This is a genomic window from Pedobacter ginsengisoli (genome assembly GCF_030244015.1).
In the GTDB taxonomy this organism is placed as follows: Bacteria; Bacteroidota; Bacteroidia; order Sphingobacteriales; family Sphingobacteriaceae; genus Pedobacter; species Pedobacter ginsengisoli.
In genome coordinates this window covers 1,574,746-1,596,596 of sequence record NZ_JASSYX010000001.1, presented here as the reverse complement: position 1 = coordinate 1,596,596, position 21,851 = coordinate 1,574,746, and the positions used below count along the sequence as shown (strand labels likewise).

Sequence of the window (21,851 nt, the reverse complement as noted above, 5' to 3'; positions counted from 1 at the left end):
TTATTAAGTTTTATTACGGTTGCGGTTCAGCTTGATTTTAATCTTGCCGTCCTCGCCGTCGGTTGCCAGTAAATGTAAGACAATTCCTTTCATTCTCCGCTCTTTTATTTGTCTCTTATCCGTAATATCTTGGTCTTTTTTAGGATTTCTCAATGGGACATCCAGTTCAATATTTGTTCCGCTGCCCATGGAATACACCCCTGCTATGTCCATATTGATCAAACTTGAACTGATCTGCATTGGATTTATGATCACTTTTTCTCCATTAATATCAAATTTCCCGTTCAGATTACTGAATGTAATATTGTCAAGATTTCTGAATGGAAACGCAAATTTTCCTGCATTTTTCACCGGCTCAAAATTGACCAGCGCGCCGTTCTTCAGGTCAAAGACCACGCTTCCCGTAAGAGATTTAGGCAGTAATTTCCCCTGCTCACTGATCATGCCTGTAATGTTTGTTTTTGAGAAGAGATATCCACCCAGGTTTTTAGAGGTCAAAGACTTCAGACCAAAGTTGTCGAACGCATAAAAGAAGTGTTTGATGTCAACATTACTTAAAATAGCATTCAGGGTAAATCTATTGATATCCCGCTTTTGAGTTACCCCGCCACCTAGTTTAAGTGAGCCCCCCGCATGCTGCACAATTACATTCCTTATCGCTATTCCGGATTCAGAAAGCAGCAGGTCAGCATTTGCGTTCGTTGCCAGAAACTTTTTGTAATACACTTTATTTACTTTGACATTCATATTGACCTGGCTCTTTTCAAAGGCCTCATTCAGGTTATCGGAGAAGTTTGATTTCGGTGATCTTTTTTTAGCTTTTGGTTTTCTGGTCCCCAAAAAGCCGAGAAACTCTTCCAGGTAGATCTGCGGGCTCCTAATCTTCCAGTTCAGCTGAATCTTCTCCGGTGCATTATAATATAGATTTAGAAAATTTCGTATGCTGCCATCCATTAGCACCACGCTCCTTCCTGTTTGAAGTCTGATGTTCTTAATGAAAAGGTCATGATCGGTGAAATTGAGGGAAATATCGGTATTCTTAAAACTAACCTTGCGGGGAACATAAGTAACATCCCCCTGTTTAATATCTATAGTTCCTTTAACGTAGGGTTTGGTCAACACAAAGTTCACAATGTCTGCCTTATAAGCCAGCTCAACCTCTGCCGTCCCATTGCCAAATTTTAGCATATTGTCCCCGATCACGTTGTTCAGTTTGGCAATATCAAACTTAGACCGGAATACGCCCGTTGCAATCGGGTTGTCCAGATCATTAATGGAAGTAGTATCAACGGAAAATGGCAGTTCTTTATACTTTCCCTTAAAACCATATAATTTGATAGCAGAATTTGCATCGGTCAAACCTCTGCCGTTAACAAAATTATTGGTAAACATTCCAGTAAAGCTGCACTCATCAACCACTCCTCCCGGTGTGGTCAATACGTTATTTTTAACAATTGCTTTTACATTAATCCCCGGCTCTCCTCCCGGCCCCATATCACCTGCAATGGTACAAAACACATCGATCGGTCTGTCAAGGTTAAACATATTCAGCTTATTGGTAATATTTGGTGCCAGCAATGCCGATGCATTTCTCCACAAAACCTCTTTAACCTCTATATTGATCTTAAAATCCGTATTGTCTTTTGAAGTATCGAAAATGGCACCAATGATAAAAGGATCTTTTCCAATAACCAATCTATTTGGTGTAACATTGATCAGCCCATTACCATCAGTATATTTAATCTTAAAAAGTCCATCCAGCAACTTGTCTTTTATAAAGCTACCTCGGCGTGTGTTAAAAGCAAGGTTTTTCGCAAAAGCTTTCAGCCGGATATCGGCCTCCCAGTCCGACCAGGAGTAGTCAACTTTGCCAGTCAGGTCATCTATTACAAATTCAAACAGCTTATGTCCCCGCTGGTTATCCATAATAAAATTTACATTTTTCAGCATAAATTTTCCGATCTCCATGGATGAACTTTCTTCATTGTCAGGCTCCTTTTTTGTTTTGTTTTTCTTCCTGAAGACAGACGTATTGCTATAGCCGTTGCTGTCTGTAAACAGGTAAATTGCAGCATTGTCAATCCCGATCTTTTTGATCTCAATTGTACCACTCAGCAAACCGATCGTGTTCAATGCGACTTCAAGATCCCCGGCTGTCAGCAATGTATGCTTATGCTGATTCCAGAGCTTATCCTTTAACAGGACATTTTTCAGTTTAACAGAAACCCCGGGGAATCCACCCAGAAAGGTGGGGTCCATACTTTCAATGGTCATCGAACCGTCCAGGTTTTTGTTGAGTTCCTTGGTAATACTGACGAGCAGTTTTTTCTTATTTACCGTTACATATGTCGCTGCAGCGATGTAAACAATCAGGACAAGGCCAATAAGAATACCAAATATTTTAAGCGCTATTTTAGACCAACGAGGCATTTTGTTTAATGATTAAACGTTTAAACCTTAACAATTGTTTCAAATATGTTAGTATACAGCATAATGTATGCCACATGCCTGGAGGCAATACACCCGTATACCAATGTTAAGTTACGTTCCTGTTTATTCAGCCTTCAATTTCAGTACCCGGGTAGTTTCGGTCCTTATTTGCTGCGTCAACTCAGCATTGCCGCTTAGTTTCTCCCCGTACGAAGGAATCATCTCCTTCAGCTTTTTCTGCCATTCTGTAGTTTTGAGCTTTTTACTAAAACAGCGCTCCATCAAAGTGATCATAATTGAGACCGCTGTGGAAGCACCCGGCGATGCCCCGAGCAAAGCAGCGATAGATCCATCTGCAGCGGTAACCACTTCGGTACCAAACTCCAGTATCCCACCATGTTTTTCATCTTTTTTTATCACCTGTACACGCTGTCCTGCGGTTTCCAGCTCCCAGTCTTCCATTTTAGCGGTTGGCAGATACTCCTTCAGCGCTTCCAAACGATCTTCGGGCGACTGTCTCACCTGGTCAATCAAATATTTGGTCAGCTGCAAGTTGTCGAGTCCGGCAGAGATCATAGGCCTGATGTTATTTACTTTTATGGACAAAGGCAGATCCAGTAAAGAACCGTGTTTTAAGAAACGCGTTGAAAAACCAGCATAAGGGCCAAACAGCAGCGCTTTTTTTCCGTCTATCATCCTGGTATCCAGGTGCGGTACCGACATTGGAGGTGCTCCTACAGATGCTTTGCCATAAACCTTCGCATTGTGTTTTGCTATCACCTCAGGATTCACACATTTTAACCATTGGCCGCTTACGGGAAATCCACCAAAACCATTTCCTTCCGGAATGCCTGATTTCTCCAGCAACGGCAATGATCCACCTCCTGCGCCAATAAACACAAATTTGGCTTTCACGATCCGCTTTTTGCCGGTCGCCTGGTCTTTTACCTTTACCTCCCACAGACCATTCTTTTGTTTCAGTTTCCGAACCTCATGGTCAAAATACAGGTTTATATATTCTCTTTTTTGCAACTCGTTAAACATCATCCTGGTCAGTGACCCAAAGTTTACGTCGGTGCCCAAAGCCATTTTTGTTGCGGCCACTTTTTCTGCCGGGTCCCTTTTCTCCATCACAAGGGGCATCCATTCCGCCAGCAGGCCCGGATCTTCAGAATAAACCATTCCTTTAAACAAATTGCTTTTCTGAAGGTTATTGTATCTCGTTTTTAGAAATTCTACATTTTCAGCGCCCCATACAAAACTCATGTGCGGAATGCTTTTTATAAATGACTCGGGGGAATCAACAAGATTACTATTGACTAGAAAAGACCAGAATTGTTTCGACACCTCAAAAGACTCAGCTATTGCCACAGCCTTTTTAGTCTCAACAGTTCCATCGGCTATTTGCGGTGTATAATTAAGTTCGCAAAATGCTGAATGCCCTGTTCCGGCGTTATTCCAGGCATCTGAACTTTCAGCTGCCGCCACATCCAGGCGCTCAAAAATTTCAATACTCAGATCCGGTTGCAATTCCTTTAGCAAAACACCTAAAGTAGCACTCATGATGCCTGCGCCAATTAAAATCACATCAACCGATTCTTCTGTATTACTGTATTTTGGAGTCATTATTGAAATTTTTTGCAAAAGTACGATTATCACTCAAATTTTACCTCAAATCCACAAATATGATTCAATATATTGCGTTCATTCGACAAATTTCATGCACTTTTAAGTAGATGCCCATACGTTGGGAATTTTTAACATAAAATCTTAACAACTAAACCGACTACTGAAGCAATTTGTTAATCCTTGATAAAGCCTTAAATAAGACAATTTGATCATGAATATTCAATCTATTAATCCAGTCAGCGGCAAGCTGATCAAAGCATACAAAGCGCACACTTTGAAGCAGGCCAACCAAAAAATCGAAAAGGCACACGCCGCCTGGACACATTGGAAAGAGACTACATTTACCGAGCGGGCAAAACTCCTGCACAACGTCGCCGGACTGCTTATTTTACGAAAACGTACCCTTGCAGCCCTTATGGCAAACGAAATGGGTAAACCCATAAAAGGAGGAATAGAAGAAATTGAAAAGTGTGCTTCAGTATGTCATTATTATGCAGCAAATGCTAAAGATTTCCTAAAAGACCAGGTCGTCCCCACAGAAGCCAGCAAAAGCTATGTAAGTTTCCAGCCTTTGGGTGTCGTACTCGCCATTATGCCATGGAACTTTCCCTTCTGGCAGTTATTCAGGTTCCTTGCTCCTGCCCTTATGGCGGGCAATTGCGGCGTACTCAAACATGCATCAAACGTGAGCGGTTGTGCGCTGGCTATAGAGAAACTTATCACCGAAGCAGGCGTCCCTCAAAATGTCTTCAGCGTTTTGCTGATCAACAGCGGCGTAGTCAAAGATATGATCAAACATCCGCTGATCAAAGCCGTAACGCTTACCGGCAGCACCGAAGCAGGAATCCAGGTGGCACAGCAAGCCGGAAAACAACTGAAAAAGACAGTTCTGGAACTTGGCGGCAGTGATCCGTATATCGTGCTGGAAGATGCCGATCTGAGAAACGCGGCGAAGATCTGTGCGCAAAGCAGACTGATCAACAACGGCCAAAGCTGTATTGCGGCCAAGCGGTTTATCCTGGTCAAAAAGGTTGAAAAGGAGTTCCTAAAGCTGTTCAAACTGGAAATGTCGTCGAAAGTAACCGGAGACCCCTGTGACCCTGGCACTGATCTTGGGCCGATGGCACGTAAAGACCTTAGAGATGAATTGCACCGGCAAGTGCTGGATAACATAAAAGCAGGTGCAAAATGTTTGCTTGGAGGTCAGATTCCCGATTTTAAAGGGAGCCACGCCTTTTATACACCTACCATTCTAACTGGAATCAAGAAACACATGCCTGCCTACCGGGAAGAGTTATTTGGACCTGTAGCATTGATCATAACGGCAAAAGATACAGAAGACGCCATCAGAATAGCCAACGATACCAAGTTTGGTCTGGGTGCTGCTGTCTTCACTGCCAATATTGCCTTAGGCGAAGAGATTGCCAGAAAGCGGTTAAATGCCGGGGCATGTTTTGTCAACACTTTCGTGAAGTCCGACCCCCGGCTCCCCTTTGGCGGTACCAATCAATCGGGGTACGGTCGTGAACTGGGCATGTTTGGCATTCAGGAGTTTGTAAACATCAAAACCGTGTACATCAGCTAAATATTTGCCAGACGGTCATTTATTCATTGTATCTTCAAAGTTTACCCTGGACTTTCTGTTGTCAAAGTCACAAAAACGCAGCTCTCTTTTTGGCTTCAGGATCAGATACAATCCCAACCCTATCAAAACCAGGGCTGTTGTGTAAGAGGAGATGTCAAAAAATACTATATCTCTCAATGTAAAAATGCCACCGATCAGCACCATAAGCACCCAACCCCCGGCCTTAAAATTTTTTCTGTATCCAAACCATAATCCAAGGGCCAGCAATATAGTGTTCCAGCTCAATACCCAAAACGGAATAAATAAGCCGATATTTTTCATCAGTAAGATGGCGCCCAATACCAGTAAAAATATTCCCCAGCCCAAACGGCGATTTTTTCTCTTATTGTTATCGAAAGTTTCCATAGCTTTTTTCTTCAAAACTATTGACAAAACCAGGGCAGATCAATCTCTTGCTGCTATACAACAGCAAGAGATCGGTGAAAACAATAAAAATATCGGTAAAATACTATTTAAACTGTCCCTCTTTGTTTAGCAACTGAAAATAACCGTCGAGGTTAGTACCCAATGAAGTTTCAAATGCGGCTTTCATGTCTTCTGGCTGAGGATGTTTACCGCTCCACTGGCTGAAGTAAAATTGAAAAGCTTTATCCATCTTATCTCTTCCTACCTCATTTTCAAGCAAAAACAACCATAGCGCAGTCTTAATATAGGAGGTCATGCTGTAATCATCTGATGAGATAAACTTATCGGCCGGAAGATCGATGGCCGATTTCATCGGGATATTGCTCATTGCATTATAAAGTCTCGACAGAAATTCTTTTTCGGGCAAAGCCTTTACCTCCGCAGGTATGGCGTCACCAAATACGGAATTGGTCCTGTATTTTTCCGCCTCATACCTAAACTGGAAATAGGTATTCAGACCTTCATCCTGCCAGGTATGCAGCCGTTCATTACTGCCCAGCATACTCATGAACCAGTTGTGTCCTACCTCATGCGCAATGACCGCGTCCAAAGATTCTTTTTTAGCGTCAGGACTGGTGATCAGGGTAATTGTCGGATATTCCATGCCACCGCTGGAGTTATTCTCTGGTCCTTCTACCACCTGTACCACAGGGTATTGATACTCTCCGACCCAGCTGCTATACTTCTTAACTGCGTCTTTTGTGCAATCAATGCTGTTGTTCCAAAGCGTCGGTTTCTTATCGTGGTAATAATTAAATGCGTCCACAACCTTTCCAGAGGCCAGTCTTATAGTGTCATACTGAATGACGAAGCTTTTGTCGGCAAACCAGGCAAAATCAGGTACATTTGAAATTTCATAAGTCAGCTTTTTAGTCGGCTTCTTATTCAGAGGCTGGTACTTTACAGGATCACCTGATCTGTTGGCGGCATTTTTTGCGCCAATACTTTTATAAGCATTCAACTCATCAGCATTCTGTAAAACACCAGTTGCACCTACTATATATTGACTGGGAACGGTAATATTTACTTTAAATGAAGCGTATTCGCTATAAAACTCTCCCATATCGAGGTAAGGAAATTCATGCCAGCCATTTTTATCAAACACGGCCGGTTTAGGATACCACTGACAAGCCATAAATTCACCATCAGCAAAGCCGGATCTGGAAAAATAAGAAGGGAGTTTTACTTTAAAATTGGTAGAAATGCGAACAGAATCGCCAGGCTTAAGCACATCAGGCAGTTTCACTTTAATTACATCGATGTATTGGGGATTGGAATGTGGTTCTACAACTGCAGTTTTGCCGTTTACTTTGAAATCCAGGCCTTCTATACTTCCATAAGTAACTTTATCCATTTTTTTCACTCTTGATGTGTCATTTTTCAATTGCTGGAACAATGCGGTCGATTCCTGTTTATAAGCATTTGGCCAGATGTGGAACCAAATGAAATCAAGGGAAGCCGGAGAATTGTTTTTGTAAACTATAGTTTCAAACCCGGTCAATGATTTGTCCTTATCATTGAGTGCGACATCAATGTTATAGCTGACTTGTTGCTGCCAGTAAGTTTCCTGCGCAAATGCCGCGCCGCCGAAAGTCAAAAATAAAATTACCAGGTATTTTTTCATGTGCTATAAAACGGAATAAATAAGGAATTAGTTTGCCAAATATAGCATTCGCTTTCTATATTCTTCTGGGGTATCCTGTGTGGTATCTGCGACTATATTCCCGAAACCTGCTTGGATGGGTCTAAGCATGATATCACAAGCTTTTCCAGGGCCCGGGATCAACCAACCCCCTAGCAACCCTCTAGATGAGGTTGTGAGGAAGTTATGAGGACAAGGCATCAGAAACCTCTCATTGTGAAAGCAAAGCATCCCGGCATAAAACTAAAAGCACAAAATTTTGTTGTTAATTAATTACAAAGAATAGCCAAATTTTAATTCTCAAAAAATGAAAAATTATTTAACAATTGCCTTGTTAGGCGGAATGACAATGCTCGCATCATGTGCCGGCAGCAAAGAGGAAGAAATTGCTTCTGCAAAACTGTTTACCACAGCTGACAATAAGGACATCGGATCTGCAAAATTTTATCAGGAAGGAGATGGCAACATCAAAATGGATCTGGAAATTGATTTTCCGGCACGAGCCGACAGTATTGTTGCCGTTCACTTTCATGAACACGGAGATTGCAGCAATATGGGAGAAAACACCCACGGTCACTGGAATCCGACTAAAGAGGCACATGGCAAATGGGGCTCAGCGGCTTACCACTCAGGGGATATAGGAAATATTCAACTTGATGGCAAAGGTCATGGCAGCGTGAGTGTCACAACAGACAGATGGAGCATCGACACTGATGATGTTAAAAGCATTATCGGCAGAGGTATCATTGTCCATGGCGGCACAGATGATTATACTACGCAGCCCAGCGGCAACTCGGGCCCAAGGGTTGGTTGCGGTGTAATTACAAAAAAATAATTTTTACAAACCATTTAGAATTTAGTTGTGTTAACTCAATACATCAAAACTTTGAAAAATGGAAAATAATAAGGAAAACGCAGAAATTCTAAATGATCTGATTCTGATCAATAACGATAGGATTGTAGGATATGAGAAAGCAATTAGCGAGCTAAAGCCTGAAGATAGCGATCTAAAGCCGTTATTTTTGGAAATGATTAAGCAGAGCCACAAACTCAAAGCGAATCTGGTACAGGAAGTACAGGTGATTGGCGAGGAGGCTGAAAGCGGTACGACCACGTCCGGTAAAATTTATCGTGGATGGATGGATGTTAAAGCCGTCTTCACCGGACATGACCGGGAAACTGTTTTGAACAATTGTGAGTATGGTGAAGATGCTGCGCAAAATGCTTATCAAATGGCATTAGAAGAAGATACGCTCTCAGAGAATCTGAGGGCCTTAATTTCAGAACAAAAGTTTGATCTTCGCGGATCACACGATGAGATCAAGTCTTTGAGAGACCAGGTTGCTGATCACTAGTACCTGTTTAAAGCTTATCTATTACAAAGCTCGGATCTCAATTTAAAGGTCTGAGCTTTCGTATTCATATACTCCTTTTATATTCTTGTTCAGATATCTTCCTTTAGACCTTGCTGCTCTTAAAGAAATGAATACACCCTGGGGCACCTCTTTATAATAATAAACCTTTCCCGATTGAAAAACCACGGTTAAAATCCGGTGTTCAACATCATATTCAATTTTATCAACAACGGTTGAAGGCATAGCTGAGATTTATTATCCGGTCAATATCTAATGGATACAACAATAAACCTTTTGGATTGTTATGTATAATATACTAACAATAAAATCATGAAACGCATAGGTAAATTTGGTCTGATGGTCGTCTCATTGTTGCCAATTCTGCTGGTTGCCTGCAGCAGTACCAAATTAATTTCCTCATGGAAAGCAGATGATGTGTCTGACCAGAAATTTGACAAAGTGCTTGTCATCGGCCTCATGGGCAATAAGGACAGAAATTTAAGGGAAAATGTCGAAAAGATCATCGTTCAGCAGCTTCAGGCAAAAGGTATTAATTCCGGATCTGCATTTGCCGAATACGGTCCAAAGACATTTGAAGGATTAGATGAATCTTCTGCACTTAAAAAGCTGAAAAACAAGGGATATGATGGAGCCATCACCATTGCTCTGCTAGATAAATCAAAAGAAAAAAGGTATAATCCAGGTATGGTTGGTGTTTATCCAAGAACATACCGTTTCTGGGGTCACTACCGGACCCTCTACACTCGAATTTATGAACCCGGCTATTATACGGTGACCAATAAGTTTATGCTGGAGGCCAATGTTTATGATCTGAATGCCGATAAATTGATCTACTCTGCGCAAACCCGGTCTGTAGATCCAGCTAGTCCACAGTCGCTCGCATCGGAATTTTCAGAGAAGATCTTTGAAGACATGAGTTTAAAAGGGGTGATTAAATAGTTCATAAAATAGCTATAAAGATCTAAAAAAGAAATACATATGAATATCTTCCCTATTGAGTTCAAGATTGGCTGCCTGGATTTGGACGCGATCGTCACCGAATCAGATAACCACCATCGCTTTAAGGTGGAGATGGTCACAGGTGAACCCAATCCTATTGTTTTGAGGCGAGGCGATGATGGAACTTGGACGGTTGAGAATTTTGGAGGAAGAAGTATTTCTGCTGAAGGTTATAAAAGCATACAAAAAGAAATAGAAGCCAGGCTAGCTTCTATTGACAAACTGTGAACAGAAGAGAAATGGTGACAGACTACTAAAACTCAGCTGAAAATTCTTTAGTATAGATTTTCAGGTTCTTTTTCAGCATCACCCTGGCAATATGAATTCTTGTTTTTACAGTTCCGATTGGAATCTGCAGCATTTCAGCTATTTCATGATATTTAAACCCTTCGAAATACTTAACAAATGGAGTAAGATACTCTGGTTGAAGCTTCTTCATTGCATTGTTGATATCTTCCCTGATAAATTTGTTCTCCCCTACGTTACCTGTGGCGCTGGTCTGTAGTTGAGCAGCGGGGATTTCCTCATGTATGGATATAATGGACCTTGTCTTTACAGCTCTTCTATAGCCATTTATAAAAGTATTCTTCATAATGGTATACAACCATCCCCGGAAGTTTGTCCCGTCTTTGAACTGTTCGGAATACCGCATGGCTTTCAATAAGGTATCCTGTACCAAATCGTGGGCATCTTCATAATCCTGAGTGAATTTGAAGGCAAATGTTTCTAAAGCTGACTGATTACAGCTCAGCTGATAGTTAAATTCATTAGTGTTCATAGGGAAGGGAAGTTAGGGAGGTTTGACGTTTTCTAATTCATTTCGCAAAAAGGGTTTTAAATGCAAAACATTCCGTCAAAACACGTACCAAAAACATAGAACACCGACACTAACTCATTGAAGGAAAAGAGATTCCCTTTATTTTTCTAAACAATTCAACCGCATAAATATCGGTCATCCCTGATACAAAGTCCAGCACAGTTTGAATCTTGGAATAAGGATCTGTGCTAGTGGTTAAAAATTGGCCGGGGATCAGTTCAACCAGTTTTTCATGGTATTTGGAGTTGTTTTGAAGATAGGCAGGAATGAATTCTTCCAGCAGACCACCCATTACCCTGTAACCCGCAACTTCGATCTGAACTACGGAAGAATAGTTGTAGATGCGCTTGACAGATATGCTTTCTATCTTTTTCATTACAGACAAAAAAGGTTCTTCAATAGTGTCCATCAGGCTCTTGTTAAAATCGCCCCTTAGTATAGCTTCCTGTTCAGTGTAAAAGACATTAGCGCATAAACCGATCAGTGTACTGATCGATTTTGCCCGCATCAGCGTGATCTTTGCGTCATCATCTTCTATCTCGTTCAGACGTGCACGCATTTTAATATCGTTACACAGGGGCAATAACAGTCCCTCCACCTCTGCATAAGTCAGGATTTTCAGCCGGTGCGCATCCTCGAGATCTATAATGTTATAGCAAATGTCATCAGCTGCTTCGACCAGGTAAACCAAAGGGTGCCGCTTATAGACCAGCGGAGAATCCTGTACTTTAATGAGATCCATTTCAGCGGCTATTCTTTCAAACCCTGACTGTTCTGATTGGAAGAATCCGTATTTCTTGGTAAATATGTGTTGCTTATTGTGACCTGCGACCGATGCGCAGGGGTATTTTGCAATGGCCGCAAGTGTGGCATAAGTTAAAGCAAAGCCTCCTGTTCCTTTTCCAGCAAAAGGATGGGTAAGTATCCTTAGGGCGTTGGCATTCCCTTCAAAATTGATCAGGTCCTGCCACTGGTGGGCTGTCACCTTGTCTTTATAAACAGCACCGTCGCCATCGGTAAAATAATAAGATATAGCCGATTCTCCGGAATGCCCGAATGCTGGATTCCCGAGATCATGTGCCAGGCAGGCAGAAGCCACGATATTTCCAATTTCACATAACAAAGGACAGCGCTCATCAATCTGCGCATCAGTATCCTTCATTCTGTTATAAAAGATAGTTCCCAGAGAACGGCCAACGCTGGCCACTTCAAGACTGTGTGTAAGCCTGTTGTGCACAAATACACTACCCGGAAGCGGGAATACCTGAGTTTTGTTTTGGAGTCTTCTGAACGGGGAGGAAAAAATAATACGGTCATAGTCCCGCTGGAACTCTGACCTGGCCTCCTTTTGGTTGCCTGCAAATCTGTCTTCGTTGCCCCAGCGTTTGGCTGATAATAGTTTTTCCCAGTTCATGACATCCAATATATTAAGTTGCTAAAATAACAGATTTTATTGTGAACACAGCGGCCAGAGCAGTTATTCAAAAGAATTGTTATAATAAAGTCATATAACTTAGTGTATTTTGTACACTATATGAAATTCCACTATATTTGTACTATCAAATCGATCCGGAAGTAGAACCAATCGTGGGATGAGGTCGATAAGTTAAGAAAAGATTAAATTATATGACAATCTGGAGTTTTGGTACGAAGATTGCAATAAAAGAAAAAACCGTTCATACAGGTTTATATTTGGTTAGAAAAGGGTGAGTGTCCGGATGGAACAACCCTTTCTTTTTTTTACAGGAATTTTTATTTTTTCTCTTCAAAATAAAGGGAGTAGAATAAATTCTATCCCCCTCTATAATCATCCCTATTGTTAACAGGGGCAAAGATATTACTATCAATCATTTAAGCAAATATTTAAGCGCTTTTTTTTATAAAAAATTATCCCGTTTATTTTTACTTGTATAGTCAACCGTCATTTGATTTAACAGTATTAACTAAATTACCTGCTGAGCCGTTCCAGGATCTGTTTCCTTTTGTCCCTGAATGCTTTGATATCTATATCGTAATGGTCAAATTTAAAGACAGTGGCATTTATTATTTTTTTTACTAAATCAGGATCTTTCTTTTCCAGTTGCCGGAGCAATTCATAATCATTAATACCATCGCGCATCGCCTCAAGGCGTATGGAAGAATAAAGCTTGTTGTATGCAGGGTAAACAATATAGCTATCTCCTCCTGGCACTACATTTCCATCGTCAAACATCCCAGTGACGTCATTATACAGGTCTTTGCGATATGGCATATGCCATGCTGTCAGCCCCCAATGAAGATAACCTGTAACTCCGTATTTGTAATTGAGCCAGTGCAGAAGTCTGGGCATGATCAGCGGTTGTTCAATAAAGCGGTTTGCGTAATTTCCCTGAGGGCCAAGGCAAGTGTAAAACCATACTTCATCACCTGCTTTTTGCCTTTTTTTATAAAAATCATATTCTTTGGCAAGCTGATCAAGTACTGGTACCCACACATCAATGCTGCCAATCAGGTCAGATCCAATATTTGCATCGATGATCTTAGTGCCGGGAATCAGTTTCTTGACATAAGCTGCTATGGCCTTATAAGAGCCGATATTTTCTGCAACAGGCTCATCTGAAACGTGTTGCATGTAATTTTTATCCAGCCCTTTGAGCTTTAAATGTGCCATTAATGCGGGAAAGAACTGATCAAGGTAGTTCTTTGCGCGGCTATCGGAAATGGGCATCCGGTGCATGCTGATCTTTTCATTTTCAAGGAGCGGAACATCGACGCCAAACTGGCTGGTCCAATCGCCCATACGGTATCCCACGTGGCTTCCTGCCATTCTTTTTAAGACGCCTGCTTTTTGATAAATAGAAACCATTCTGTCCAGGTATGTAAAATCAAAGCTGTATTTGTCGCCGTCAATTTTATATTGAACCAGTGTTTGAACAGGAAGCATTACTACGTTTTGGCCGGTTCCTTTTATGCGCTGGGCGATCAGCCCGATCAGCTCCCAATATCTTTCGGTATAAAATTCAACAGGTTTGCCATTGTTCAGGAAGCTCAGGCTTTCCGGAGTATGGTGGATCCAGTTGGTGACCCATAAAGAGGTTTCTGCAATGGTAACCGGATATACCCTCATAACGAAATTACGGTTTTGGATAATTGATTTCCCAGACGATAAAGCTGAGATCTTAACAGAACCCCGGTAAATTCCCTGGCTGGCCTCTATTGGCACAGGTATGGTGATCCAAATAGACTGAGGCTCACCGGCAGGCAGGTTAAATGTGCTGTCTGTAAATATAGGGTCGGGAAAGTATCCTGAAGGAGAGATGAGCTGATTTCTACCAGGACTGGGAACCGTCCTTCCAAGTCCGACATAGCCCACAAAACCCATCTGCGAAGGTTTTAACGGCTGAGAATTCTCTTTAGTTATTGCGTTAGCTGCCTGTATTGATACCTTTTGCAGATCAACTTTACTTTTTATTACCAATTGTAATGTGGCGGTTTCCCCTTTTGCTACCCTGATTGTGTCAGGCTCGTCTATAAAATATGTCCTGTCTTTCAATACTTTTTCCAATGGATCAAGCTGATAGATCCTGAGGTTGTTCTGCGCAAACAGAAGACCCGGGAGCATAAACAGTAGTAGAAAAATTTTCATTGTAATAGGATTAGCGGAATTTGCAACTGTCATTTGAGTTTAAAACCAGGGAACATAACTATATCCATTTGATTTAGTACAAGATATTGAGAATAACAATAACTGTCACCTCATCAACGAAAATAAAAAACATACAAATGTTTGCATCTTGAGTTCAGGTCGTATAAAAATGAATAAAATGAATAGGTCATTGAAACCTGTGGCTCTCGGGCTATTAGAAAGCTCATAGAGTTAATAAATGTGGTTCAGTTCGATTGAGCCGATAAAATCAGGTATTTGAACAGATCTAAGCGACATTGATATTTACAGATATTGACTTACATTCGTTTCAATGTTTGGCCAAAGCAGAGGCGTATCCTGAAAAGCCTGTAATGAGTAAGGAAAGAAAAATGATAATATAATCCCTGTTATGAAAAATCTGGATTTAAAAAATCTTGGTGTTCAGGAAATGAACACAGCTGAAATGGCAAAAGTTGAAGGTGGTGGTCTACTTGGTGGTGCGTTGACAGGCCTCTTAGGCTCCGTTGCCTTAACCGTAAACACACTTTCGAATGATGCTTCAGCTTTTCTAAGCAAAACATTAGCAAATGCTTTGAGATTTGTTTGGGGCTTGTAAGAAAAATTAAAAGCAGCCATTATTCAGAAATTTCGGAATAGTGGCTGCTTTAATATTTAACATATGGCCCTATCCTCCTATACTGAAGATATGATTTCAAGTACGGCTATCGTCTATCGGTCACAGATCGGCAGATCTACCAAAATCATTTATCAGATTACCGTACTGGCGATATTGGCGACACTGGCTGCACTTCCGTTTATTAAAACGCCCATCAGTGTAAAGAGTTCAGGACTGCTCCAGTCTTCTGTTGAGAAAACAGAGCTGACAATTCCTGTAAACGGCAGGCTTATCCAGTATAAACTTACCGATAATAAGAAATTAAAACAGGGTGATACCCTGTTGGTGATAGATGCTGCTTTACCTAAACAGCAGGGCAACCTGGTTCAAAACCGTCAGGGACAGATCCGGCAGTTCCTGAATGATATTAGTCAGTCCTTAAAGTACATCGACAGGAATGGTTACAGCTACCCAAGTTTGCAAACCGGACAGTACAATGCGTCCTGGCAGCAGTTTGTCCAGGAACTGGAGAACGCACGAATAGCTAAAAAGCAAGCAGAAACCACATTCAACCGGTACAACAAGCTTTATCAGAGCAAAGTACTCACCCAATCTGAATACGAAAAGTATAAATTTGAGGCGGAGCAAACAGAATCCGCTTTTTTAATGGTGAGTACAAAATACCGCACCCAGTGGCAAACAGAAGCCAATGCGCTTCGTAACGAACTTCGTGAATTGTCCGGGCAGCAGGTAGAACTAAATGAACAAAAAAAACAATACATACTCCGCGCACCAATAGATGGTTCTGTTCAAAATCTGGCAGGATTGCAAAAAGGCGCATATGTATTCGCGAATCAAAAGATTGGCGAAATCTCACCTAATGCAAGTTTAACGGCATTCTCCTACATTAAACCGGCCGATATCGGGCTGATCAAGCCCGGACAGGAAGTCCGCTTTCAAATAGATGCATTCAACTACAACCAATGGGGCCTGGCGACAGGAAAAGTAATTGACATCTCTGATGATATTATTATTATAAATAATGGTCAGCCTGTATTTAAAGTAAAATGCAGCCTGAATCAAAATTACCTGATGCTGAAAAACGGATATAAGGGCTTCTTAAAAAAAGGGATGAACTTTACAGCCCGTTTTACGGTCACAGAAAGGAGTTTATACCAGTTACTTTATGATAAGGTAGACGATTGGGTAAACCCGAATGTTGAAGATATAAGAGCAGGCAATGAGCATTAAGGTAAAACAACACGACATCACCGATTGCGGGGCAGCTTGTATTGCATCCATAGCGTCTTACTATAAATTAAACCTGCCTGTTGCAAGAATCAGGCAGCTGGCTGGTACCGATAAAAAAGGAACAAATGTTTTGGGCATGGTCGAAGCTGCCCAAAAACTGGGATTTGAAGCTAAAGGAGTAAAAGGAACTTTTGAGAGCCTGTTTAAAATCCCCAAGCCTGCGGTTGCGCATCTTATAGTGGAAAACCTCCTCCTGCATTATGTTGTAATCTATAAGGTTACCGGAAAGTATGTTGAAGTCATGGATCCCATCGACGGACAACTGCACCGCAAAAGCCATGAACAGTTTAAGAAGGAATGGACCGGGGCACTTGTTTTGCTGCTGCCTGCTGAAGAATTTCAAACCGGAAATGAGAAGCTCTCTGTACATGGCCGTTTCTGGAACCTGATCAGGCCACATAAAAGTATACTGATACAGGCGCTTTTCGGAGCTATCGTTTATACTATTCTTGGCTTGTCTACCTCTGTATTTGTGCAAAAACTGGTCGATTTTGTATTGGTAGACGGTAATAGTAACCTTCTGAACCTGATGAGCATTGCAATGATCATCATTCTGTTGCTGCAGCTCTTCATTGGTACAGCAAAAACCATATTTACATTAAAGACCGGTCAGATGATCGATGCCAGGCTTATATTGGGTTATTATAAACACCTGTTAAAACTGCCACAGCAGTTCTTTGACACCATGCGGGTAGGCGAAATCATTTCACGCATCAATGATGCCGTGAAGATCAGAGCATTTTTAAATGATGTCAGCATTAACTTTCTGGTTAATATTTTCATTGTGTTCTTTTCGTTTGTCATGATGTTCACCTATTACTGGAAACTCGCGCTGATTATACTCACGGTTATTCCTTTGTATCTGCTCATCTACTTTATCACCAACAAACTGAACAAAAGGGAACAAAGAAAACTGATGGAAGATTCTGCAGAATTGGAATCTCAGCTGGTTGAAAGCCTGAACTCAGTTGGTACTATAAAACGTTTTGGACTGGAAGGTTATGCCAACGAGAAAACGGAAACACGTTTTATAAAATTGCTGCAGACCGGCTTCAAATCAAATATGAATTCGCTCTTTGCAGGGACATCTTCTGAATTAATCTCCCGTTTACTGACGATTATATTGCTTTGGATAGGTGCAGGATATGTATTGGACAGTAAGATCACACCCGGGGAACTGCTGTCATTCTATACACTCATCGGCTATTTTACAGGACCGGTTTCCTCGTTAATCGGCATGAACAAAACTGTACAGGATGCCGTGATTGCAGCCGACAGGCTTTTTGAGATCATGGATCTGGAGCGCGAAAAGGATGAAAATCAAATTGAACTGACACCAGATAAAATAGGCGACGTCCGTTTTGAAAACGTTTATTTCCGGTATGGAACCAGGGTTAATGTGTTTGAAAACCTGAATCTTACAATTCCAAAAGGGAAATTTACTGCAATAGTCGGTGAGAGCGGATCGGGTAAATCGACACTTATGTCGATCCTTCAAAATATTTATCCCATACAACAGGGAAATGTAAGTATCGGGAAATATGATCTGAAATACATCAGTAACACTTCTCTTCGCCAGTCGGTGTCTGTTGTGCCCCAACAGATCGATCTTTTTGCTGGCAATGTGATTGACAACATTGCCCTCGGGGATTATGATCCTGACATGCAGAGAATTATTGACATCTCTACCCAATTGGGGATCATGGATTTTATAGAGACCCTGCCGCAGGGTTTTCAAACTTATCTCGGTGAGAATGGGACCACGCTATCCGGCGGACAAAGACAGCGGATCGCAATTGCCCGGGCAGTATACCGTAATCCTGAAATTCTTATTCTTGATGAAGCAACCTCCTCGCTGGACTCAATGTCAGAGCTTTATGTACAAAAAATGATTGATCTTCTGAAGGCAGATCACAAAACGGTTATCGTCATCGCCCATCGTCTGAGTACGTTAAACAATGCGGATCAAATTATTGTACTGGATAAGGGTAAAGTTATTGAACAGGGAAGCCATGACGAACTCCTGCTAAATTCACAATCGGCATATGCGGGCCTTTGGAAATTTCAATCTTTGTAGTATTCTATTCTGGTCCTTGGCAAACTCTGTGGATAATTTTCGCGTACAAACGCAAGCATCTGCTCCCTGATCTCACACCTCAGGTCAAATGCATCAGATGAGGTACCTGCGCTTATTAACAACCGGATTTCAATTGTATCTGGTTTATTGTCAGTAATCTGAACTACATTGACCCTTCCGTCCCAGAGCGCATTTGAATGCAGTATCCGGCTCAGTTCATCTCTTAACGGCTCAATCGGTACTGAATAGTCCAGATACAAAAATACTGTCCCTAACAGCTGTGCTGACACCCTGGTCCAGTTTTGGAATGGCTTTTCTACAAAATAGGTAATCGGCAGGATAAGACGGCGTTCGTCCCAAATATTGACAACCACATAAGTCAGTGTGATCTCCTCTATCCTGCCCCACTCGCCTTCCACAATCACTACATCGTCTATACGAATGGGTTGAGTAAAAGCGATCTGGAAACCAGCCAACAGGTTGCCTAGTGATTTTTGCGCAGCAAAGCCGATGATGATACCGCCTATACCGACTCCAGTTAACAACCCGGCACCAATTTTCCGCATACTTTCAAAGCTCAGCAAAACTATAGCGACGGTAATCAAGATGATCAGGGAAACTGTCAGCTTTCTGACAAACTGAAGTTGTGTTTTTATCTTCCGTTCCTTTAGATTGTCTGCCTTCTTCAGATCATATTTATGATAGAAGTAGTCTTCCATTATTTTAATGACCCGGATCAGGGTCAGTGCTACCAGTACAGTAAACAGGATTTCAAAAGTCTTGTCAAATGTAAGCCGGTGATCTGCGGATATAGTCATGAAAGACAGCGCAACATTTAAGCACAATAACGGTAAAAGAAAATTTACAGGCCCCTGAAGGTTTTTAATAATGGTGCTGATGATAAAAGTGAGCCAAAAACGGGAAAAAAACATAAAAATTTTTCGCAGTATGAAGCTGAGCAGCATTCCCAAACAGATAGCGGCAATGGCAATTAACAGGTTATGTGAATAAACAGATAAATCCATAGGCAGCGGCATTTTAAGTTCAGCGATTTATGGTTGTTCAACAAAGCAGCGTCAAAATAGTTTAGTGCATCTTCTGTGAGGAGTCTGAATAGTTCGTCGATTTTTATAAGCCGTTGGTCGTGAGTTATCTTAATCTGGTATAATACAAAGGAGTCCGCTGCAACATTTTTTCTGTAAGAGCATCTTATTAACAAAGAATTAAAGAAAATTAAAAATTCACAACGGTGAAACTTGCCGAAACAAGCTTCACGACAAAAAATAGAAATCATGAAAACTCTAACTCAAACATTATTCGCAACAGCATTAGCTGCAGTTATTTTAGGAACATCAGCACTGGCTACTTTTGCTCATACCGGTCCTAAAACCGGAACTTCAAAAGCTACTGTTTCAGCGGTGACTTTCAACAAGGTAATTGTATCCGGAAACGTGAAAGTAATTCTCGTTCAGGGAGCAAAAGAAGCTATTAAAGTAGACGATAATTTTGATGCCTCAAAAACTACCATTAAAAGAAACGGCTATAAGCTCATAATCCATTCCACTGAGATCGAACCGGTTACCATAACGGTTTCAGTAAAAGATCTTCAGAGAATCGATGTATCAGGTATCTCCTCAGTCGAAACTAAAGGTAAATTTGATCTCAAATACCTCCAGATCTTCATGAGCTACAGTTCATCGGCCATCATCAATGCCAAAACAGGCAGTCTGTACACCAATATCAGTGATGCTGCAGAATTGAAATTGAGTGGTTCAACTGACGACCATACGTTTATAGCTAATCAAAATGCAAAAGCAGATCTTGATCATTTTGTGTGCAACAGGGCAGAACGTTTGACCGACGAATCCATTGCAGCCATAAGCTTAAACAGAGCTATAGTTGCGAAAGCAAGATAACTATTCAAAAACCACTGTTTTATTTCCATAAACAAAGACCCTGTCGCCCAGCACGAGCCTCAGGGCTTTTGCCAATACGGCAGTCTCTATTTCCTTGCCCGACCTGACCATGTCTGAAGCGGTAAACGAATGGTTTACAGGGATGATCTGCTGTGCAATAATAGGTCCTTCATCCAGATCATCGGTTACGAAATGAGCCGTTGCTCCTATTAGTTTTACACCTCTTTCAAAAGCTTGTCTGTAAGGGTTCGCTCCTGCGAAAGCCGGAAGAAAAGAGTGGTGAATGTTGATGATCCTGTTTGGAAAATGTGTGACGAATCCGTGGGAAAGAATGCGCATAAATTTAGCAAGAACAATATAATCAGGTGCATAACTGTCAATGAGCTTGATGATCTCCTGCTCAGAATCCCTTGAGACATCTTCATAAGATACCAGGTGAAAAGGAATTTCAAAACGTTCACATATCTTTCGGAGCACCGGATGATTTCCGATTACGCAGCTCACCGAGGCACCGAGTGTCCCAAAATTATTACGGACCAGTATATCGGCGAGGCAATGGTATTCTTTTGTAACCATGACAACTATGCGTTTATCAGGCAGCGGATTAACATGTACTTCTGCGCCTTCCGGAAGAATGGCGATCAATTTGTTTGTAAGTGTATGCTCATCTCCGTTTCCGTCAACCTCCAATCGCATAAAAAATCTGTTCTCTGCTTTCGCGACATATTCCCTCATGGAAACAATATTGAGCCCGGCTTCAGCAAGCAATCTGGAAATATCCGCAACCAATCCAATCTGATCTTTACATTGTATTATTACTATCATGCTCTAAAATAAAAAAAGTATATCTTTGTTTATCATGATTAGAATAAAATACCTTCTATTATTGGTCTGCATAGCGGGATGCTTTGCAGCCTGCAAGAAAAATGAAAAACCTTTTGACGACGTGGCGCAATTCCAAATAGATACCACTGCGATTAGAAGCTTTGTGAAGGAAAAGGGCCTAACAAATGTAGTTAAAAGTGAGAAATACGGGATCTTCTATCAGATCATTGAACCAGGAACAGGTGAGACAACTTATGATAGGTACACAATAATTACTGCTGACTATGAAGGCCGTTTTTTAGATGGAAGAGTATTTGATTCCGGAACAAATATTGATTTCTCATTAGAAGGGGTAATTCAAGCCTGGCAATTTGCTGTTCCGGAAATCGAAAAAGGCGGAACAATTCGTTTCATTACACCGTCCTTCTATGGATATAAAAATATCGCCAATAGCCGGATTCCGGCAAATTCCATACTCGATTTTACTGTTACGATAAAAAATATAAAGCAACCGTAGCGGCAATTTTTTACCGAGGTT

General features: G+C 41.3%; 20 protein-coding genes. 10 read left to right on the top strand and 10 right to left on the bottom strand.

Annotation, left to right across the window (positions count from 1 at the left end; all coding sequences use genetic code 11):
* Nucleotides 1-3: 3 nt before the first annotated feature.
* Together QEP08_RS06945 and QEP08_RS06940 are read right to left on the bottom strand one after the other, a co-directional pair.
* On the bottom strand, nt 4-2,430 hold the full coding sequence (locus QEP08_RS06945; RefSeq protein WP_285056779.1) for an AsmA family protein: 2,427 nt from the start codon (nt 2,428-2,430) through the stop codon (nt 4-6).
* A 123-nt stretch (nt 2,431-2,553) separates the two neighbouring features.
* Complete coding sequence (locus tag QEP08_RS06940; RefSeq protein ID WP_285056778.1) at nt 2,554-4,074, bottom strand: malate:quinone oxidoreductase; 1,521 nt, start codon at nt 4,072-4,074, stop codon at nt 2,554-2,556.
* A gap of 196 nt (nt 4,075-4,270) precedes the next feature.
* Here QEP08_RS06940 and QEP08_RS06935 point away from each other — a divergent pair, with 196 nt between their 5' ends.
* Complete coding sequence (locus tag QEP08_RS06935) at nt 4,271-5,644, top strand: NAD-dependent succinate-semialdehyde dehydrogenase (protein WP_285056777.1); 1,374 nt, start codon at nt 4,271-4,273, stop codon at nt 5,642-5,644.
* Between the two features lie 15 nt (nt 5,645-5,659).
* Here the strand turns inward: QEP08_RS06935 and QEP08_RS06930 are convergent, their stop codons facing one another.
* Nucleotides 5,660-6,049, bottom strand: a complete 390-nt coding sequence (locus QEP08_RS06930; RefSeq protein ID WP_285056776.1) for a LiaF transmembrane domain-containing protein — start codon at nt 6,047-6,049, stop codon at nt 5,660-5,662.
* 103 nt (nt 6,050-6,152) lie between these two features.
* On the bottom strand, nt 6,153-7,733 hold the full coding sequence (locus tag QEP08_RS06925; RefSeq protein ID WP_285056774.1) for a M1 family metallopeptidase: 1,581 nt from the start codon (nt 7,731-7,733) through the stop codon (nt 6,153-6,155).
* A 325-nt stretch (nt 7,734-8,058) separates the two neighbouring features.
* On the opposite strand from QEP08_RS06925, the gene QEP08_RS06920 reads away from it, so the two are divergent.
* Both QEP08_RS06920 and QEP08_RS06915 read left to right on the top strand, forming a co-directional pair.
* Nucleotides 8,059-8,586, top strand: coding sequence for a superoxide dismutase family protein (locus tag QEP08_RS06920; protein ID WP_285056772.1), 528 nt, complete (start codon nt 8,059-8,061; stop codon nt 8,584-8,586).
* Between the two features lie 58 nt (nt 8,587-8,644).
* A complete protein-coding gene (locus tag QEP08_RS06915; RefSeq protein ID WP_285056771.1) occupies nt 8,645-9,106 on the top strand; it encodes a ferritin-like domain-containing protein in 462 nt (153 codons plus the stop codon).
* Nucleotides 9,107-9,148: 42 nt separating this feature from the next.
* Here the strand turns inward: QEP08_RS06915 and QEP08_RS06910 are convergent, their stop codons facing one another.
* Nucleotides 9,149-9,349 (bottom strand): KTSC domain-containing protein, encoded by a 201-nt coding sequence (locus QEP08_RS06910; protein WP_285056769.1) that lies wholly within the window; start codon nt 9,347-9,349, stop codon nt 9,149-9,151.
* Between the two features lie 87 nt (nt 9,350-9,436).
* On the opposite strand from QEP08_RS06910, the gene QEP08_RS06905 reads away from it, so the two are divergent.
* Both QEP08_RS06905 and QEP08_RS06900 read left to right on the top strand, forming a co-directional pair.
* On the top strand, nt 9,437-10,066 hold the full coding sequence (locus QEP08_RS06905) for a hypothetical protein (RefSeq protein ID WP_285056767.1): 630 nt from the start codon (nt 9,437-9,439) through the stop codon (nt 10,064-10,066).
* A gap of 39 nt (nt 10,067-10,105) precedes the next feature.
* The gene (locus tag QEP08_RS06900) at nt 10,106-10,354 is read left to right on the top strand and encodes a hypothetical protein (protein ID WP_285056766.1); all 249 of its coding nucleotides are present in this window, start codon (nt 10,106-10,108) and stop codon (nt 10,352-10,354) included.
* 25 nt (nt 10,355-10,379) lie between these two features.
* Here QEP08_RS06900 and QEP08_RS06895 read toward each other — a convergent pair whose 3' ends face one another.
* From QEP08_RS06895 to QEP08_RS06885, 3 genes are all read right to left on the bottom strand, one after another.
* Nucleotides 10,380-10,904 (bottom strand): RNA polymerase sigma factor, encoded by a 525-nt coding sequence (locus tag QEP08_RS06895; RefSeq protein WP_285056764.1) that lies wholly within the window; start codon nt 10,902-10,904, stop codon nt 10,380-10,382.
* Between the two features lie 109 nt (nt 10,905-11,013).
* Nucleotides 11,014-12,357, bottom strand: a complete 1,344-nt coding sequence (locus QEP08_RS06890) for a deoxyguanosinetriphosphate triphosphohydrolase (RefSeq protein WP_285056762.1) — start codon at nt 12,355-12,357, stop codon at nt 11,014-11,016.
* A 534-nt stretch (nt 12,358-12,891) separates the two neighbouring features.
* Nucleotides 12,892-14,568, bottom strand: a complete 1,677-nt coding sequence (locus QEP08_RS06885) for a DUF4091 domain-containing protein (RefSeq protein WP_285056760.1) — start codon at nt 14,566-14,568, stop codon at nt 12,892-12,894.
* 409 nt (nt 14,569-14,977) lie between these two features.
* Here QEP08_RS06885 and QEP08_RS06880 point away from each other — a divergent pair, with 409 nt between their 5' ends.
* The 3 genes from QEP08_RS06880 to QEP08_RS06870 all read left to right on the top strand — a co-directional run bounded on the left by QEP08_RS06880 (nt 14,978) and on the right by QEP08_RS06870 (nt 18,572).
* Nucleotides 14,978-15,184 (top strand): hypothetical protein, encoded by a 207-nt coding sequence (locus tag QEP08_RS06880; protein ID WP_285056758.1) that lies wholly within the window; start codon nt 14,978-14,980, stop codon nt 15,182-15,184.
* A gap of 63 nt (nt 15,185-15,247) precedes the next feature.
* On the top strand, nt 15,248-16,435 hold the full coding sequence (locus QEP08_RS06875; protein ID WP_285056756.1) for an HlyD family secretion protein: 1,188 nt from the start codon (nt 15,248-15,250) through the stop codon (nt 16,433-16,435).
* The gene (locus QEP08_RS06870) at nt 16,425-18,572 is read left to right on the top strand and encodes a peptidase domain-containing ABC transporter (protein ID WP_285056754.1); all 2,148 of its coding nucleotides are present in this window, start codon (nt 16,425-16,427) and stop codon (nt 18,570-18,572) included. The genes QEP08_RS06875 and QEP08_RS06870 overlap by 11 nt, the downstream gene beginning before the upstream one ends.
* Here QEP08_RS06870 and QEP08_RS06865 read toward each other — a convergent pair.
* A complete protein-coding gene (locus QEP08_RS06865) occupies nt 18,560-19,597 on the bottom strand; it encodes a mechanosensitive ion channel family protein (protein WP_285056752.1) in 1,038 nt (345 codons plus the stop codon). The genes QEP08_RS06870 and QEP08_RS06865 overlap by 13 nt on opposite strands.
* Nucleotides 19,598-19,864: 267 nt before the next feature.
* On the opposite strand from QEP08_RS06865, the gene QEP08_RS06860 reads away from it, so the two are divergent.
* The gene (locus QEP08_RS06860; protein WP_285056750.1) at nt 19,865-20,488 is read left to right on the top strand and encodes a GIN domain-containing protein; all 624 of its coding nucleotides are present in this window, start codon (nt 19,865-19,867) and stop codon (nt 20,486-20,488) included.
* On the opposite strand, the gene purU is transcribed toward QEP08_RS06860, so the two are convergent.
* Nucleotides 20,489-21,313 carry a formyltetrahydrofolate deformylase gene (purU, locus tag QEP08_RS06855; RefSeq protein ID WP_285056748.1) on the bottom strand — a complete coding sequence of 275 codons (825 nt, stop codon included), beginning with the start codon at nt 21,311-21,313 and terminating at the stop codon, nt 20,489-20,491.
* Between the two features lie 34 nt (nt 21,314-21,347).
* On the opposite strand from purU, the gene QEP08_RS06850 reads away from it, so the two are divergent.
* Entirely contained in the window at nt 21,348-21,830 is a 483-nt protein-coding gene (locus tag QEP08_RS06850; protein ID WP_285056747.1) for an FKBP-type peptidyl-prolyl cis-trans isomerase, read from the top strand.
* Nucleotides 21,831-21,851: the final 21 nt, after the last annotated feature.

Bases quoted from the DNA above. Each gene is read 5' to 3' on its own strand.
- QEP08_RS06945 (WP_285056779.1), bottom strand. From the start codon at position 2,430: ATGCCTCGTTGGTCTAAAATAGCGCTTAAAATATTTGGTATTCTTATT.
- QEP08_RS06935 (WP_285056777.1), top strand. From the start codon at position 4,271: ATGAATATTCAATCTATTAATCCAGTCAGCGGCAAGCTGATCAAAGCA.
- QEP08_RS06930 (WP_285056776.1), bottom strand. From the start codon at position 6,049: ATGGAAACTTTCGATAACAATAAGAGAAAAAATCGCCGTTTGGGCTGG.
- QEP08_RS06925 (WP_285056774.1), bottom strand. From the start codon at position 7,733: ATGAAAAAATACCTGGTAATTTTATTTTTGACTTTCGGCGGCGCGGCA.
- QEP08_RS06920 (WP_285056772.1), top strand. From the start codon at position 8,059: ATGAAAAATTATTTAACAATTGCCTTGTTAGGCGGAATGACAATGCTC.
- QEP08_RS06915 (WP_285056771.1), top strand. From the start codon at position 8,645: ATGGAAAATAATAAGGAAAACGCAGAAATTCTAAATGATCTGATTCTG.
- QEP08_RS06910 (WP_285056769.1), bottom strand. From the start codon at position 9,349: ATGCCTTCAACCGTTGTTGATAAAATTGAATATGATGTTGAACACCGG.
- QEP08_RS06905 (WP_285056767.1), top strand. From the start codon at position 9,437: ATGAAACGCATAGGTAAATTTGGTCTGATGGTCGTCTCATTGTTGCCA.
- QEP08_RS06900 (WP_285056766.1), top strand. From the start codon at position 10,106: ATGAATATCTTCCCTATTGAGTTCAAGATTGGCTGCCTGGATTTGGAC.
- QEP08_RS06895 (WP_285056764.1), bottom strand. From the start codon at position 10,904: ATGAACACTAATGAATTTAACTATCAGCTGAGCTGTAATCAGTCAGCT.
- QEP08_RS06890 (WP_285056762.1), bottom strand. From the start codon at position 12,357: ATGAACTGGGAAAAACTATTATCAGCCAAACGCTGGGGCAACGAAGAC.
- QEP08_RS06885 (WP_285056760.1), bottom strand. From the start codon at position 14,568: ATGAAAATTTTTCTACTACTGTTTATGCTCCCGGGTCTTCTGTTTGCG.
- QEP08_RS06880 (WP_285056758.1), top strand. From the start codon at position 14,978: ATGAAAAATCTGGATTTAAAAAATCTTGGTGTTCAGGAAATGAACACA.
- QEP08_RS06875 (WP_285056756.1), top strand. From the start codon at position 15,248: ATGGCCCTATCCTCCTATACTGAAGATATGATTTCAAGTACGGCTATC.
- QEP08_RS06870 (WP_285056754.1), top strand. From the start codon at position 16,425: ATGAGCATTAAGGTAAAACAACACGACATCACCGATTGCGGGGCAGCT.
- QEP08_RS06865 (WP_285056752.1), bottom strand. From the start codon at position 19,597: ATGGATTTATCTGTTTATTCACATAACCTGTTAATTGCCATTGCCGCT.
- QEP08_RS06860 (WP_285056750.1), top strand. From the start codon at position 19,865: ATGAAAACTCTAACTCAAACATTATTCGCAACAGCATTAGCTGCAGTT.
- purU (WP_285056748.1), bottom strand. From the start codon at position 21,313: ATGATAGTAATAATACAATGTAAAGATCAGATTGGATTGGTTGCGGAT.
- QEP08_RS06850 (WP_285056747.1), top strand. From the start codon at position 21,348: ATGATTAGAATAAAATACCTTCTATTATTGGTCTGCATAGCGGGATGC.